Raw genomic sequence first — 17,731 nt, forward strand, 5'->3', positions numbered from 1 at the left:
CGCTGCGCCGGAAGTGTCGACGAATCAATTTCACACCTTCACTATCTGATCGGTTGTCGGTCCAGCGATTCCCGTCGGCGCCCCGTGCCGATACCCCTTCGGAGCGGGCGGCAACCCGCCCGACCCTACGGCCTTTGAAGTCGTCCGACCAGTGGAGATCGTTACGTGACGAGTGCCTCATCACGCGCCGCCGCCGTCCTCGGTCACGGCGTCATCGCTGCTGGCGAGCTGTTTCGCCAGCCGAGGCCCGATCTCCGCCAGGGCCTCCGGGGCGACCATCTCCTCGTGCCAGGCGGCGACCGGATATTCGGCGACCTCCCCGTCGACGTAGGCGCACCACTTGCCGGCGGCGGTGTCGTGGTCGCGGGCCGAGAAGTAGTCGAGACGGCCGCGGAAGATCGCGGGGCGGTGGTCGGCGATCAGCTCCGCCGAGCGGACGGCGCTGCGGTAGATGCGGCGCACCCGGTCCGGGGTGAGCAGGGCGAGGTCCGGCGGGATGGTGGCGTGCAGGGTGGCCACCGCCTCGTCGCTCAGATCGTGCACGTCGGCCTGCTCATCGGGACTACCGACCAGGATCTCCGCGCCGATGCCGATCTCCGCCAGCGCCTCCCGGACGGCGGCGTGGAAGTCGGTGACGTCGATCTCGGTGTGGCTGTCGAGCAGCGCCAGCAGTCCCACGCGCGCGCCGTCGGATTGCAGCGCGGTGGCGACCGCGTGCGCCAGCACGCCGCCCAGCGACCAGCCCAGCAGGTGATACGGGCCCTGCGGCTGCACCCGGCGGATCTCGGTGACGTAGCGGGCGGCCATGTCCCACAGCGATTCCGGCAGATAGCCGTCCTCCGACAGCGCAGGCGATTGCAGGCCGATGATCGGCCGGTCCTCGACGTAACGACCCAGTCCGGCGTAGCACCAGGACAATCCGTACATCGGGTGGATGCAGAACAGCGGGGCGCCGGCACCGTCGGAGCGGATCGGCAGCAGCACGTCGAGCGCGGCGTCGGAACCGAGGTCGAAGTCGTACTCGCCGCCCTGCGCGCCCTCGATTCGTTGTGCCAGAGCCGAGACGGTGGAGCCGGTGAAGAACCACTGGACCCGGACCTGGGTGCCGGTCAGCTCGCGCAGGCGGCCGACCGCGCGGGTGGCGATCAGCGAATTGCCGCCGAGGTCGAAGAAATCGTCGTCGGCGCCGACCCGGTCGAGGCCGAGGATCTCGCCGAACACATCGGCGACCGCCTGCTCCAGCGCGGTCTCGGGGACGCGGTAGGGGCGCGCGGACATCCGCGGCTGCGGCAGCGCCTTGCGGTCCAGCTTGCCGCTGGCGTTCAGCGGCAGTTCGTCCAGCACCACCAGGGCGGCCGGAATCATGTAGCCGGGCAACGATTCCCGCGCGTAGGAGAACAGCGCGGACTCGTCCACACCCGCCGGACCCGCCGGGACGACGTGGGCGACCAGGCGGTCGCCCGGACCGCCGCGGGCCAGCGAGACCACGGCGTGCCGCACCGAGGGATGCGCCGCGAGCACCGATTCGATCTCGCCGAGTTCGACGCGCTGGCCGCGCAGTTTCACCTGGAAGTCGCTGCGGCCCAGGTACTCCAGGGCACCGTCGCGCCAGCGGACGATATCGCCGGTGCGGTACAGGCGCCCGCCGCCGGCGTGCGCGACGAAGCGTTCGGCGGTCGGCCCGGGTGCGCCCAGGTAACCGCGAGCCAGCTGGACCCCGGCCACATAGAGTTCGCCGGGCGATCCGGGCGGGACCGGGAGCAGCTGGCGATCGAGGACGTGCACGTGGGTGTTGGCGACCGGGGCGCCGATCGGAACCGCCGCGCCCGCAGCGTGGTTCGCCGGCTTCCTGGGCCCCGAGGGATCCGGCCACGCGGTGACGACGGTGGCCTCCGCGGGGCCGTACCAGTTCACCAGGTCGGCGTGCTCGAACAGTGCCGCGAACTCCGCCGCCGTCGCGCCGGACAGCGCCTCGCCCGCGGCGAACACCCGGCGCAGCGACGGACAGCCCTGCGACAGGCCGGGATTGGCGGTGGGATCGAGGAAGGCGTCCAGCATCGACGGGACGAAGTGCACGGTGCTGACCGACCGCTCCTCGATCACCCGCGACAGGTAGGCCGGGTCGCGGTGGCCGTCGGGTTCGGCGATCACCAGGGCGGCGCCGGTCTGCAACGGCCAGAACAGCTCCCAGGCGGAGATGTCGAAGGTGATCGGGGTCTTGTGCAGCACCACGTCGCCGGTGTCGTGCGGGTAGCCGCGCTGCGCCCAGCGGAGCTGGTTGGCCATCTGGCGATGGGTGATCGCCACGCCCTTGGGCCGGCCGGTGGAGCCGGAGGTGTGGATGACGTACGCGACGGTGTCCGGGTGCGGCTCCGGGAACGGTTGTGCCACAACATCGATCGGCAGATCCAGCGTGTCGACCGCGACCGGCGGTGTGCCGGTGCCGGTGTCGAAGCCGTCGGCGGTGGTGGTCAGCACGCACACCGGAGCGGTGTTGCCGAGCACGAACTCGTTGCGTTCGGCGGGATGGTCCGGATCCAGCGGGACGTAGCCGCCGCCGGCCCGCAGCACCGCGTAGATCGCGACGACCAGGTCGATCGAGCGCCGCATGGCCACGGCCACCAGCGATTCCGGTCGCACGCCGCGGGGTGCCAGCTCCCCCGCCAGCGCCCGGGAACGGGTATCCAGCTCGTGGTAGGTCAGCACGGTGTCGCCGAAATACAGCGCCGGGGCCTGCGGGGTGCGCGCCACCTGGGCGTCGAACAGCGACAGCAGCGTCGCGTCGTCGAGCAGGGCGGGCGCCGCGGTGGCGTTGCGGGCGGCCAGTTCGGCGCGCTCGCAGTCCAGCAGCGCGTCCACCTCGGCGATCCGCGCGTCCGGGGTGTCGACGAAGCGGCAGATGAGGCCCGAGAGCCGATGGGCCAGCGTCTCGGCGGCGGGCTCGTCGAAGACGTCGCGCAGGTACTTCAGCGAGACCCGCAGCTGATTGTCCAGCACCACCAGCACCGTCACCGGGTAGTGGGTGCCGTTGACCGAGCCGATGCCGGTGATCCGCATGCCGTCGATCGAGCCGACCCGGTCCAGGCCCTCGCGGTCGATCGGGAAGGACTCGAACACCACCAGCGAGTCGAAAAGCCCTTCCACGCCGGCGGTTTCCTGAATATCACTCAGGCCCAGGTAGTGGTGGTCGAGCAGGTCGGCCTGCTCGGCCTGCAACCGGCGCAGCAGGCCGGCGAGGGTTTCGGTGGCGGCCAGGCGCACCCGCACGGGGATGGCGTTGAGGAACAGGCCGACCATCGACTCCACGCCGGGCAGGGCCGGCGGGCGGCCGGACACGGTGGCGCCGAACAGCACGTCGTCGCGGTCGACGCTGCGGCCGATCAGCAGGCCCCAGGCCGCCTGCACCACGGTGTTGACCGTCACGCCCAGGCGCGCGGCCAACCGGGTCAGGCCGGTGGTGTCGGCGACCGACAGCTCGAAACCGACTTCGCCTACGCCGCAGGATATTTCGCGGCCCGGATCGACCGGGGCCAGCGGCGTCGGTTCGGTGACGCCCGACAGCGCCCGCCGCCACGCGGCCCGTGCGGCCTCGGGATCCTGGGCGACCAGCCACGCCAGGTACTCGCCGTAGGAGCGGGCCTGTTCCGGCAGCCGCGAATGCGGGCCGAGCGCGTACCGGGTCAGCAGGTCCTGCATGAGCAGCGGCATCGACCAGCCGTCGACGAGGATGTGGTGGCTGGTCACCAGCAGCCGGTAGTCGTCGTCCAACTCGCCCGCCGCGGTGCGGATCAGGGTGAACCGCAGCAGCGGGGCGGCGCTCATATCGAAGCGGTCGGCGTAGTCGCCGGCCGTGATCCGGGCCAGTTCCGCCTCGGCCGCCTCGGCGTCGAGGGTGCCGAGATCGACCGTGCGCCAGGGCACCTCGACCCGATCGAGCACCACCTGCACCGGGTTGCCCGCGGCGTCGGCGGCGAAGGCCACCCGCAGGTTGTCGTGCCGGTCCAGCACTGCCTGCGCGGCCTGCCGCAGCCGCCGCTCGTCCACGCTGCCGTGCAGGTCGAGGGTGAACTGGGTGGTGTAGACGTCGACGGAGGACTCGGCCAGCAGGGCATGGAACAGCATGCCCGACTGCAACGGCGTCACCGGCCAGGCGTCGGCCAGGCCCGGGTACGCGTCGTGGAGCCGGTCGATATCGTTCTGCGCCAGCCGAACCAGCGGGAAGTCGGACGGGGTGAACCCGCCCGCCCCCGCCCGGGTGCCGTGTTCGGCCAGTCCGCCCAGCGCCCGAACCCAGTGTCCGGCAAGCTCCTTCACCTGTTCGACGTCCAATACCGCGGCCGCGTAGTCGAATCGGGCCAGCAGGCCGTCGTCGGTGGCCTCGATGGTGACGTCCAGGAACAGGTCGGGCGACGCGATGTCGGGAACCGGCCGGGCGGGGCGCAGGTCGCGGTAGCGGAATGCGGTGCGCCCGTGGGCGAGTGCGGCCAGCTCGTCGGAGGTGCCCGGGTTCAGGTAGCGCAGCAGGCCGTAACCGGCACCCCGGCCGGGCACGGTGCGGCGCTGCTCCTTGACCAGCGCGATCACCGCTCCGGCGGCGGGCCCGCCCAGCAGGGCGTCGTCCACGTCGATACCGTCGAGGCCCAGCACGAACGGGTAGGCGGCGGTGAATCCGCCCACGGCGCCGGCGGATTCGGGACCCGCCGCCGTGCGGCCGTCGGCGAACAGCCGCACGACCGGGCCGAGGAGGTCGCCCGCCGGGCCCCGCTGGGTCGCCTGCGGCAGCAGCGAGGTGCTGTCCGGGTCGATCACGGCGAAACCCGCCCGCTGCCGCCGGGCCGGCTCCAACGCCAGCGCGAGGGCGGCCAGCAGCACATCCTCGACCGCGGCGTGGTAGGCGGCGGCCACGGCATCGACCGCGGCGGCGCCCTCGGCGGTGATGCCCAGCGACACCCGGCCGCGGGAGCGGGTATCGAGGCCGTCGATCGGGAAATCCGCCGGAGCATCCCGCAATGCCCGTTTCCACCAGGCCATGTCGTCGACGGTCGACTGGTCGAGGGCGCGCTCGGACAGCGTGCGCGCCACACCGGCCGCGGCGTCGGGGGCCACCGGGTCGGCGGCACCGCCGGACCAGGCCGCCGCCAGCTCGTCGACGATGCCGCGCCAGGAGACGTCGTCGACGACCAGGCCGGTGGCGACCACCACGAGAGTCATCGGAACGCCCTGTGCGACAAACTCGTCGGTGCCGTCGGTATCCGCCGGCGCGATCAGGCCGAAGCAGATGTTGCGGCCGGACGCCGGGTCCAGGTCCGCGGCCAGGGTGCGCACGGCGATCTCGGTGGTGTCCTCGGTGGGGATGAACCACCGCAGCGCCGCCCCCGGCACGGCGTCGGGAACGACCAGGTGGGCGCTCACCGGCCCGGTGTATTCCGGAACCTCGTCGCGGCGGACGAAGCGGGCTCCGGCGTCGGACTCGGCGGTGACGACGGGCAGGAATTCGGTGACGGCCTCGGCCGAGGCGACCGGCAGGAGTTCGGTTCCGGCGTCGAATACCGCGTCGCCCGGCGGCACGGGCAGCAGCTCCGTGACATATTCCGACGCCTCGTCCGGGCTGGACGCCCCCGGGATCCGGCTCGCGAGACCCGTTGCGACGGCCGGATATTCGCCCGTATCGGCCACGACCGAGGGCACTCCGACGCCGACCGGCGGGCCGAACGGTTTGCCCGCGGACGCGTCCGGATCGTCGGAAACGACCGTGCCGTCCGTGGTTTCGAGGCGCGCCGACAGCATCGGGTGCCGGTCCAGCAGCGCCTGCACGGCCGCGCCCACCCGGTCGGTCTCGCAGTCGGCGGGGATGTCCAGGACGACGGCTCGCCGGTCGCGGCCGGCGGGGTCGGCCGACAGCAACCGCGCCGCCCCCGGCGGCAGCGGCACCGGTCCGGTCGACGGCTGCTCGGGCGGCCGCTCGGTGACGACCCGGGCCAGCGCCTCGACGGTGCGGCATTCGAAGACGTCGCGCGGCGTGCAGAGCACGCCGCGGGCGCGCAGCCGCGACACCACCTGGATGGACATGATGCTGTCGCCGCCGAGGGCGAAGAAGTCGTCGTCCAGGCCGACGTGGTCCCGGCCCAGGACCTCGCCGATGACCTCGGCGATCGCCTGTTCGGCCGGGGTCTGCGGGGCCCGGTATTCGACGGTGTCCAGGACCGGCGCCGGCAGCGCCGCGCGGTCGAGCTTGCCGACCGGGGTGAGCGGGATCTCGTCCAGCGCCACGAGGGCGGTGGGGACCATGTACTCCGGCAGCGTGCGCGCCAGCTCCGCCGTGAGCGTCGCGGTGTCGATCTCCGCGTCCTGTTCCGGAAGCACGTAGGACACCAGAATCGTTGCGCCGGTGCCAGTTTCCCGGCCGATCGTGGTCGCGAAGCGCACCTCGGGACGGGCGGTGAGGACGCTGTCGATCTCGCCCGGCTCGATCCGGAAGCCGCGGATCTTCACCTGGAAGTCGTTGCGGCCCACATAGTCCACGACGTGTTCCCCCCGCCGCCAGCGCACCACGTCGCCGGTGCGGTAGAGGCGCTGCCCCGGCCGGCCGTAGGGATCGGCGACGAACCGGGCCGCGGTCAGTCCCGGCCGGTCGTGGTAGCCGCGGGCGAGCTGAATGCCGCCCAGATACAGTTCGCCCGCAACGCCTTCGGGCACCGGGCGCAGCCGGGCGTCGAGCACCAGCGCCCGCATGCCGCGGATCGGCGCGCCGATGGTCACCGCGTCGCCGGCCGCCAGCGGATCGCTGATGGTGGTCATGATGGTGGTCTCGGTCGGGCCGTAGCCGTTGTGGAAACGGCGGCCCACACCGTCGTGCGATCCGCCCCAGGTCGCCACCATGTCGGCCGGGACCGCCTCGCCGCCGGCGACGATCGCCCGCATGCCGGTCACCGCGGCCGGATCGAGCGAGGCCAGCACCGACGGGGTCAGGAAGGCGTGGGTGACGCCCTCGCGCCGGATGAGATCGGCCAGCTCGTCGCCGCCGACGGTGCCCGGCGGCGCCACCACGAGTGCCCCGCCCGCACCGAGGGCGAGCAGCGTCTCCAGCATCGACGCGTCGAACGACGGCGAGGCGAAGGCGAGCGCCCGCGACCACCGGTCGAGCCGATAACGCTCGGTCTGCTCGGCGGCGAAGTTGGCCAGCCCGGCGTGCGTGACGACGACGCCCTTGGGCAGGCCGGTGGAACCGGAGGTGTAGATGACGTAGGCGGCCTGATCGGTCCGCAGGGCGCCGAGCCGTTCGTCGTCGGAAATCGGTGCGCCGGAACGGTTGTCCACCTCGACGGCGAATTCCGGTGTGTCCAGGACGAGCCAGTCCGTGTCCATATCGGGCAACCCGGCGGCCGCGGCGCGGACCGTGACGCCCAGGGCCGCACCCGAATCCGCCACCATGTGTGCGATGCGGTCGGCCGGGTAGCCGGGGTCGACGGGGACGAACGCGGCGCCGGTCTTGGCGACCGACCACACCGTGACCACCGCCTCGACCGAACGCGGAATCGCCACGGCCACCAGGGTTTCCGGTCCGGCGCCCAGCTCGATCAGTCGGCGGGCCAGCTTCGACGAAGCGGTGTCGAGCTGCCGGTAGGTGAAGCTGCGGCCGTGGAAGACCACCGCCGAACCGTCGGGATTCGCGGCGACGGCGGCCGCCATCAGCTCCGGCAGCGTGCGCGGCGGCTCGGCCGGGCCGCCCGCGCGGCGTACCAGGCCGGCGTGCTCGGAGTCGTCGAGCAGCGCCAGGTCCCCGGCCGGGACCGTCGGGTCGGCGGCCGCGGCGGCCAGGATGCGGCGGAACCGGCGGCCGAAGTCCTCGACCGTCGCGGCGTCGAAAAGGTCGCGGGCATAGGTGAACTCGGCAGCCAGTCCGGCCTCGTCGCCGTCCTCGGTGCGCAGTTCGCGCACGGTCAGCAGCAGGTCGAACTTGGCGGTGCCGGCCGCCGGGTCGAGCGCGGTCAGGCTCAGGCCGGGCAGCTCGAAACCCGACGTGGTGAGGTTTTCGAACGACAGCGCCACCTGGAACAGCGGGTGCCGGGCCGCCGAACGCGCCGGATCCACGGCCTCGACCAGCCGCTCGAACGGGATGTCGGCGTGGGCGAAGGCGCGCAGGCCGGCCTCCCGGTTGGCGGCCAGCAGCTCGGCGAAGCGGCGGCCGGGTGCGACCCGGCTGCGCAGCACGAGCGTGTTGACGAACATGCCGATCAGATCGTCGAGTTCGCGCTCGCCGCGGCCGGCGATCGGGGTGCCGACGGCGATGTCCTCGGTGCCCGAGAGCCGGGCCAGGAACACCGTGAACGCGGTGTGCACGACCATGAACAGCGTCGCGTTGTGGGTGCGCGCGAGTTCGGTGAGTGCCGCGTGCACGTCGGCGTCGACGACGAACGCCGTCTTCCCGCCGGCGAAGGACTGGGCGGGGGGCCGGGGACGGTCGGCCGGGAGATTCAGCTCGTCCGGCAGGCCCGCGAGTTCCTTTGTCCAGTAACGGAGTTGGGCGCCGGCCACCGACTCCGGATCGTTCTCGTCGCCGAGCACGGTGTGCTGCCACAGCGCGAAGTCGGCGTACTGGATCGGCAGCGGTTCCCACGCCGGATCCTGGTCGTCGGAGCGGGCGACGTAGGCGAGCATCAGGTCCCGGGTCAGCGGGCCCATCGACCAGCCGTCGGCGGCGATGTGGTGGGCGACGAAGACCAGCACGTATTCGGTGGCGGTGAGCTGGAACAGCCGGACCCGGAACGGGATCTCGGTGGTGACGTCGAATCCCGTCCCGACCAGCCGGGCGACCTCGTGCGCGACGCGCTCCTCGCCGATCCGGACCGGCGTCGGATCCACCGGCACCTCGTCCGGCGCGAGGATCCGCTGCTCCGGGCCGTCCGGGGTCTGCGGGTAGATCGTGCGCAGGACCTCATGGCGCGCAATCAGATCCGTGATCGCCGCCCCCAGTGCGGGCACGTCCAGCGTGCCCGACAACCGGATCGCGGCCGGGATGTTGTACACCGCCGCGGACGTATCGAACTGGTTGAGGAACCACATCCGCTGCTGGGCGAACGACAGCGGGAGCCGATCCGGGCGCGGCGCGGCGACCAGCGGCGTGCGCGGGCCCTCGCCGGTGCCGCGCTCCACCCGCACCGCGAGCGCGGCCACCGTCGGGGCCTCGAACAGCAGCCGGACCGGCACCCTGGTCTCCAGCGCCGCGCCCAGGCGGGCGGCGACCTGGGTGGCCAGCAGCGAATTGCCGCCCAGGGCGAAGAAGTCGTCGTCGGCGCCCACCCGCTCGGTGCCCAGCACCTCGCCGAAGATGCCCGCCACGATCTCCTCGACCGGGGTCTCGGGGGCGCGGTACACCGTGGCCTCGAACTCCGGCTCCGGCAACGCCTTCCGGTCCAGCTTCCCGTTCGCGGTGCGCGGCAGCGCGTCCAGCGTCACGAACGCCGACGGGATCATGTAGTTCGGCAGCTTCGCGCTCAGCGCCGATGTGATGCGGGCCGGATCCGGCTTGCCGGTGGCCGGCGCCAGGTAGGCCACCAACCGGTCGCCCGTGCGGCGGTCCCGGTGCGCCAGCACGGCCGCCTGCGCGATCTCCGGCAGCGCCAGCAGCGCCGCCTCGATCTCGCCCGGCTCGATGCGGAAGCCGCGGATCTTCACCTGGAAGTCGGTGCGGCCCCGGTACTCCAGTTCGCCCGAACCGTTCCAGGCCGCCAGGTCACCGGTGCGGTACATCCGGGTACCCAGCTCGAAGGGGTTGGCCACGAACCGGTCCGCGGTCAGGTCCGGCCGTCCGAGATAGCCCCGCGCCAGCTGGTCTCCGGCGAGATACAGCTCGCCCGAGACGCCGTCCGGAACCGGATTCAGGCGCGAATCCAGCACGTACGCACGGCAATTCCATTCCGGAGCGCCGACCGGCACGGAAACCTCATCGGCCGCGGTGACGTGGTGGCCGGTGACCGAGACCGCCGCCTCGGTCGGGCCGTACAGATTGACCAGCGCGACATGCGCGAACGCGGTCCGGAATCGCTGCGCCAGGGCGCCCGGCAGCGCCTCGCCGATCACCAGCGCCCGGCGCAGCCGCGCCCACACCGGGCCGCTCGCACCGGATGTGGCATCGGTCAGCAGCGCGTCCAGCATCGACGGGACCACGTGCAGCGTGGTCACCGACTCGCGGCTCATCAGTTCGTTCAGGTACGCCGGATCACGGTGCGCGTCGGCCATCGCGACCACCAGGCGGCCGCCGCAGACCGCGGCCGACCAGAACTCCCAGACCGACAGGTCGAACGTCGCCGCCGTCTTCAGCAGCACGGCGTCGTCGGCACCCAGTCCGAATTCCGCGGTCTTCCACAGCAATTGGTTGACGATCGCCGCGTGCGCGACGGCCACGCCCTTCGGGCGGCCCGTCGATCCCGAGGTGAAGATCACGTATGCGGTGTTCGAATCCCGCAGCGGCGCGGCGCGGTCCGCGTCCGTCACGGGGGCGCCGGACTGCGCGGACAGATCCAGTTCGTCGATCCGCACGACCGCACCGCGTAGTCGGGCGGGCTCGGCGTCGCCGGTATCCGTCTCGGGGGCGGGGGTGAGCGCCGCCTCGGCCGGTTCCGGCCGGGCCGCGGCGAAGGCGGGCATCGACCGGGTCCGGCCACGCCAGTCCAGAATCGCGCCCTCGGCGGGCGGCACCGGGCGCGGCACCACCGGCGGCCGCGGGGCGGGGGCGGTGTCCCGCGGGAGTCCCCGGACGGCGGAGGTGCTCAGCACGCAGACCGGATCCGACGAGTCGAGGATGTATTCGATGCGCTCGGTGGGCTGATCCGGGTCGATCGGCACATACGCGCCACCGGATTTGGCGACGGCGTACATGGCCACGATCAGATCCACCGATCGCGGCAATGCCAGCGCGACCCGCTCCTCCGGGCCGACACCCAGCGAGATGAGATGCCGCGCAAGGCGATTGGCCCGGGCGTCCAGGTCGGCGTAGGTCAGCTCGGCCCGGCCGGTCTCGGTGCCGGGCAGGTCGGCGACCACGGCCACCGCCTCCGGCGACGCCGCCACGGACCGGTCGAGCAGCGACACCAGGGTCGCGCCGTCCTCGATCCGGCGATCGGTGCCGTTGCGGTCGGTGACGGCCGCCGCGCGTTCGTGCGAGGTGAGAATCTCGATGTCCCCCACCGGCTTCGCCGGATCGGCGACGACAGCGGCCAGCAGCCGGGACAGCCGGTCGGCGAAGCCCTCGACGGTGGCGGCGTCGAAAAGGTCCGTGGCATAGGTGAAGTAGCCGCCGAGTCCGGCCGGATCCCCGCCCTCCGCGTAGGTGTCGGCGACGATGAGATGCAGATCGAACTGGGTGACCTCGAGATCGGCGTCGAGGCCGTCGATGCTCAGGCCCGGCAGCTCCAGTGCCGTGCGCGCCAGGTTCTGGAACGACAGACCCACCTGGAACAGCGGATGATGTGCCGTGGACCGCGGCGGATTGAGCACCTCCACCAACCGCTCGAACGGCACGTCGGCACGGGCGAACGCATGCAGGTCGGTCTCGCGTTGCCGGGCCAGCAGTTCCTCGAACGGCTCGCCGCGATTCAGCCGCGTCCGGAACACCACGGTGTTGACGAACATGCCGATCAGATCGTCGAGTTCGGCCTCGCCGCGACCGGCCACCGGGGTACCGACGGCGATGTCGTCGCCGCCCGACAACCGCCCCAGCAGCACCGCGAATGCCGTGTGCACCACCATGAACAGCGTCGCCCCGTGCGCGTGCGCCAGGTCCAGCAGTCCCGCATGGGTTTCGGCGTCTATCCGCACGTCCACCCGCGCCCCGACGGGGGACGCGACGGCGGGACGGGGACGGTCGGCCGGCAGCTCCAGCAGCTCGGGCAGGCCGTCCAGCTCCGCGCGCCAGTACGCGATCTGTTGCGCCGCAATCGATTCGGGGTCCGACTCGTCGCCGAGTACCGCCCGCTGCCACAGCGCGTAGTCGGCGTACTGCACCCGCAGCGGCGGCCACTCCGGCGCCGCACCGGCCGCCCGCGCCGCGTAGGCCGTCATCACGTCGCGTGCCAGCGGACCCGTCGACGACGCATCCGCCGCGATGTGGTGCACCACCACCGCCAGCACGTACTCGCGCGGCGAACCCGGTGCCGGGTCGGCGATCTCGAACAGCCGCACGCGCAGCGGCACCTCGGCGGTGACGTCCAGCGGCGTGGCGGCCAGTTCGACGACCGCCGCCAGCACGTCGGCGGCCGTGGCCCGTTCCGGCACGACGCCCAGCCCGGTATCCGCGGGCAGCACCGCCTGCTCCGGCCCGGTGGGTGTTTCGGGGTAGATGGTGCGCAGCACCTCGTGCCGGGCCACCACGTCGTCGAGCGCGGCGGCCAGGGCGCCGACGTCCAGGCTGCCGGTCAGCCGCAGCGCGAACGGCAGGTTGTAGGCCGCCGACCCGGCCGTGCCGGCGTCCTGCTCGAAGCGGTTGAGGAACCACATCCGCTGCTGGGCCGGTGACAACGGCAACCGCTCGGGCCGGGCGATCGCACCCAGCGCGACACCGCGGCGGTCGTGGGTCCCCGTCTCGACGGCCTCGGCGAGCGCCTCGACCACCGGGCTCTCGAACAGCGCCCGCACCGGAACCCGGACGCCCAGGGCCGCGCCCAGCCGGGCCACCACCTGGGTGGCGACCAGCGAATTGCCGCCGAGGGCGAAGAAGTCGTCGTCCGCGCCGACCCGGTCGATGCCCAGCACCGCGCCGTAGATCTCGGCCACGGTCTCCTCGGCCGACGTTGCGGGAGCGCGGAATTCGCGTCCGGCGTAGGTCGGCTCCGGCAGCGCCTTACGGTCGAGCTTGCCGCTGGCATTGAGCGGGAAGGCGTCCAGCGCCATCATCGTGCCCGGAACCATATAGGCCGGCAGCGTTTCCGCGAGCGCCGAGCGCAGCAGTTCCAGGTCGATCTCGGTGCCCGGCATCGGCACGAGGTAGGCGACGAGCCGGTCGCCGAGCGCCGACGGCCGCACCAGCGCCACCGCCTGGCTCACCGCCGGTTCTTGCAGCAGCGCGGCCTCGATCTCGCCGAGCTCGATCCGCTGGCCGCGGAACTTCACCTGGAAATCGGTGCGGCCCAGGTATTCCAGGCGAGCCGGGAGATCATCCACGGCGGAACGCCACGCGGCCAGGTCACCGGTGCGGTACATGCGCGCACCGGGAGCGCCGAAGGGGCTGGCCACGAACCGGTCCGCGGTCAGATCCGGGCGCCGCACATAGCCGCGCGCCAGCTGATCGCCCGCCAGATACAACTCGCCCGGCACCCCGGGCGGCACCGGGCGCAATCGGGCGTCCAGCACGTAGACCTGAGTGTTCCACTGCGGCAGGCCGATCGGAACGTTCGGCCGGTCCATGGCGCTCGCGGGCCAGTAGGTCACCGAGACCGCTGCCTCGGTCGGCCCGTACAGGTTGTGCACGCGCGCGGCGCACACCCGGTGCACCGCGTCGATCGTGTCCGGGGGCAGCGCCTCCCCGATCACGAACACGTCCTGCAGCGTCGCGCAGGCGCCCGCGGTGGCGTGCGCGGCGAATACCGACAGCATGGACGGCACGAAGTCGGTCACCGTGACGCCGTGCGCCGCAATCGTTTCGGCGATGTACACCGGGTCGCGCTGGCCGTCGTGGGTCGCGAGGACGAGTTCGGCCCCGGCGCGCAGCGGCATGAAGTAGCCCCACAGCGACACGTCGAAGGTCGCCGCGGTCTTCTGCAGGTAGACGTCGCCGGGGCCGAGCGGATAGGCGGCCAGCATCCAGGTGATCTGGTTGTGGATCGCCGCATGCGAGACGGCGACGCCCTTGGGCCGCCCGGTGGATCCGGAGGTGAACAGGACATAGGCGGGATGCTCCGGCCGCAGCGGCCGCGACAGTTCGCCGTCGCGCACCGGACCGGCGTCGAACCCGTCGAGATCGGTCTCGTCCCATCGCACGACCGGCATATCCGCCGGTACCGCGACGGTATCGACGGTGGTGACGACGCACAGCGGACGTGCCGTGTCGAGAATGTGGGCGATCCGCTCGGCGGGATGGTCGGGATCCAGCGGCACGTAGGCTCCGCCGGCGGCGATCACGCCGTACATCGCGACCACCAGGTCCGCCGACCGCCGAATCGCCAGTGCCACCAGCACTTCCGGCCCGACCCCACGCGAGATCAGCAGCCGCGCCAGGCGATTCACCCGGGCATCGAATTCCGCATACGTGAGCGTGATGTCCTCGAACGCCACCGCGACCGCGTCCGGGGACCGGTCCACCGCCCGCCGGTAGCCGTCCAGCAGCGATTCCGGTTCGATCGCGCACCCGGTCTCGTTCCACTCCCGCAGAATTCGCGTGCGCTCGGCGGGCCGCAGCAGCTCGATATCGCCCACGGGCCGGGCCGGATCGGTGGCCACCGCCTCGAGCAGCTCGGTCAGGCGGTCCGCGAAGCCGGCGACCGTCGCCTCGTCGAAAAGATCTGTGGCATAGGTGAACTGCGCCGACATGCCGCGCGGGGAGTTCTGCTCCACATGCGGCACGATGGTCAGTTGCAGGTCGAACTTCGCGATCGCCCCGTCGTACTCCACCGGCGCCGCCGTCAACCCCGGCAACTCCAACCGCGGCTTATCCATATTCTGAAAGAACAACGCCACCTGGAACAACGGATGATGCGCCTGCGAACGCACCGGATCCAGCACCTCCACCAGGCGCTCGAACGGCAACTCCGCATGCGAGAACGCACCCAGATCCGCCTCCCGCACCCGCGCGAGCAGATCGGCGAACGGCTCGCCCGGGTCGACCGGCGTCCGCAACACCAACGTGTTCACGAACATCCCCACCAGCGCGTCGAGTTCGCGGTCGCCGCGGCCCGCTACCGGGGTGCCGATCGCGATGTCGCCGGTGGCGGACAGCCGGGCCAGCAAGACCGCGAACGCCGCGTGCACCACCATGAACAGCGAGGCGCCCGAGGACAACCCCAGATCCGTCAGTCCGGCATGGGTTCCGGCATCGACCTCGAACGAGTACTGCCCGCCCCGTCCGGACGCCAGCGCGGGACGCGGCCGGTCCGCCGGCAGGTCCAGGCGATCGGGAAGTTCCGCGAGGGCCGAACGCCAGTAGGCCAGCTGGGCCGACGCGATCGAATCCGGATCACCCTCGTCGCCCAGCACCGACCGCTGCCACAGCGTGTAATCCGCGTACTGCACCGGCAGCGGATGCCAGGCGGGAGAGGAACGATTGCGGCGAGCGAGGAAGGCCCCCAGCAGATCTCGCATGAACGGCGCGACCGACTCGCCGTCGGCGGCGATGTGATGCGCCACGACGACGATCACGTGGTCGCCGGGGGCCAGCTCCGCCACGGCGATCCGCAGCGGGACCTCGGCGGCGACGTCGAAGCCGCGCAGCGCGAATCCGGCCAGCCAGTCCGCCATTCCGGACTCGGCGACCGGTTCCGGCGTCAGATCCGGAATCGCTTGTTCCACCGGCAGAATCACCTGATGGCCGGTGCCGTCGATATCCGGGTAGACCGTGCGCAGCGTCTCGTGCCGCTCGATCACATCGGCGACCGCGGCCTGTAGCGCGTCCGTATCGAGCCGGCCGGTGAGCCGGAGGGCGAACGGGACGTTGTCGGCCGGCGAGTCCGGATCGAACTGGTTGAGGAACCACATCCGCTGCTGCGCGGGAGACAACGGGATGCGGTCCGGCCTCGGCATCGGCCGCAGCGGTGGCCGCCCGCCGCCGCCCTTGATCGGTTCCAGGCGCTGCGCCAGCGCGGCGACCGTCGGCGCGTCGAACAGCAGCCGGGCCGGGACGCGGCCGGAGATCTGCGCGCCCAGCCGGGCGGCGACCCGGGTGGCGATCAGCGAGTTCCCGCCCAGATCGAAGAAGTCGTCATCGGCGCCGATCGGCGTTGCGGGACCGAGCAATTCGGCGAACACGCTCGCCACCAGCTCCTCCAGCGGGCCGGACGGCGGCCGGAACTCGCGGATCTGCAGCACCGGTGCGGGCAGTGCGGCGCGGTCGAGCTTGCCGACCGGGGTCAGCGGGATCTCGTCGAGGACCGTGATACTGGTGGGCACCATATGCGGCGGGAGGCTCCGCCCGGCGGCTGCGAGCAGCGTATCGACATCGACGGCGGCGCCCGGTGCGGGATGGACATAGGCCGCCAGGATCGTGGCGCCGCCGTCGAGCCGGTGGCCGATCGTGACCGCGAAATCGACCGCCTCGTGCGCCGCCAGCACCGCATCGATCTCACCCAGCTCGATCCGGAAACCACGAATCTTCACCTGAAAATCGTTGCGGCCCAGATACTCCAGGCCACCGCCGGCCGTCCGGCGCACCAGATCACCGGTACGGTACAGCCGGGATACGCCGGCGCCGAACGGATTCGCCAGGAAGCGCGCCGCCGTCAGACCGGGCCGCCGATGGTAGCCGCGGGCCACCTGCGCACCGGCAATGTACAACTCACCGGCCACACCGTCGGGAACCGGCGCGAGGCGCTCGTCCAGTACGAACTCCTCGATGCCGCGAATCGGCCCGCCGATGGTCACCGTCTCCCCCGGAACCAACGGCGCACTGATATTCGTCATGATCGTCGTCTCGGTCGGACCATACCCGTCGAAGAACTCCCGAACACCCGACCCGACCGGAACCACCCACCGCCGCACCAACTCCGGCGGACACGCCTCACCACCGGCCACCACCACCCGCAGATCATCCAAACCCACCGGATCCACCGACGCCAGCGCCGCCGGCGTGATGAACGCGTGCGTCACCTCTTCGCGCGCCATCAAGGCCGCGAGTTCGTCACCGCCGTACACCGAGGGCGCAACCACCACCATCGTCGCGGCGCCGCCCACGGCCAGCAGCAACTCCAGCACCGACGCGTCGAACGACGGCGACGCGAAATGCAGTGTGCGCGAATCGCCCCCGACCCGGTACCGCTCACGCTGCTCGTCACAGAAACCCGACAACCCCGCCTGCGTGACGACGACGCCCTTCGGTCTGCCGGTCGACCCGGACGTGTAGATCACATACGCCGGATGCTCGGAACGCAAGGGGCGCAAGCGATCCGCGTACGTCACCGGTTCCGCCGAATACCGTCCCAACTCCTCGGTGAACTCCGGCGCGTCGACGACCAGCCACTCCACCCCGCCGGGCAGTCCGTCCAGCACCGAGGACACCGTAAGCCCCAGCACCACACCAGAATCCCCCACCATATGCGCCACCCGCTCCGCCGGATAACCAGGATCCACCGGAACAAAACCCGCACCCGACTTCGCCACACCCCACACCGCAACAACCGAATCCACCGACCGCGGCACCCCCACCGCCACCAAATCCTCCGGCCCCACCCCACGCTCGATCAACAACCGCGCCAACCGCGACGAACGCTCATCCAACTCCGCATACGACAACTCCGCCAACGTCGCGGTGGCATCGGCGAAGACGACGGCGGTGGCGGTCGGATCGACCTCTACGGCGGTCGCCAGCAGCTGCGGCAACGTCGCGACGCGTGCTCTACGGGTCCGTACCGGGCGCACTCGGGCCGAGCGGGTCATACCGTAGCCGCTTCCTGGGCGGATTTCTGCCGCCCGACCACCCGAAACACGTGTACCTCACCTTGCCTGTTGTGTCGCTCATGCGCCTGCGCGGCGCCACCCCCTTCATCCATCCGAGCGCGGCCGGGGCATGTTACGCGCGGCGCGGCGATTC

The 17,731-nt window shown here is 71.8% G+C and carries 1 protein-coding gene; it reads right to left on the bottom strand.

All coding sequences use genetic code 11. From position 1 onward, the window contains the following. Nucleotides 1-180 precede the first annotated feature (180 nt). A complete protein-coding gene (locus tag D892_RS0106640) occupies nt 181-17,577 on the bottom strand; it encodes a non-ribosomal peptide synthetase (RefSeq protein WP_024800499.1) in 17,397 nt (5,798 codons plus the stop codon). Between the last annotated feature and the right edge of the window lie 154 nt (nt 17,578-17,731).

The sequence above is a fragment of the Nocardia sp. BMG51109 genome, assembly GCF_000526215.1.
Taxonomy (GTDB): Bacteria; Actinomycetota; Actinomycetes; order Mycobacteriales; family Mycobacteriaceae; genus Nocardia.

Coding starts and splice junctions, on each gene's coding strand:
- D892_RS0106640 (WP_024800499.1), bottom strand. CDS start 17,577: ATGACCCGCTCGGCCCGAGTGCGCCCGGTACGGACCCGTAGAGCACGC.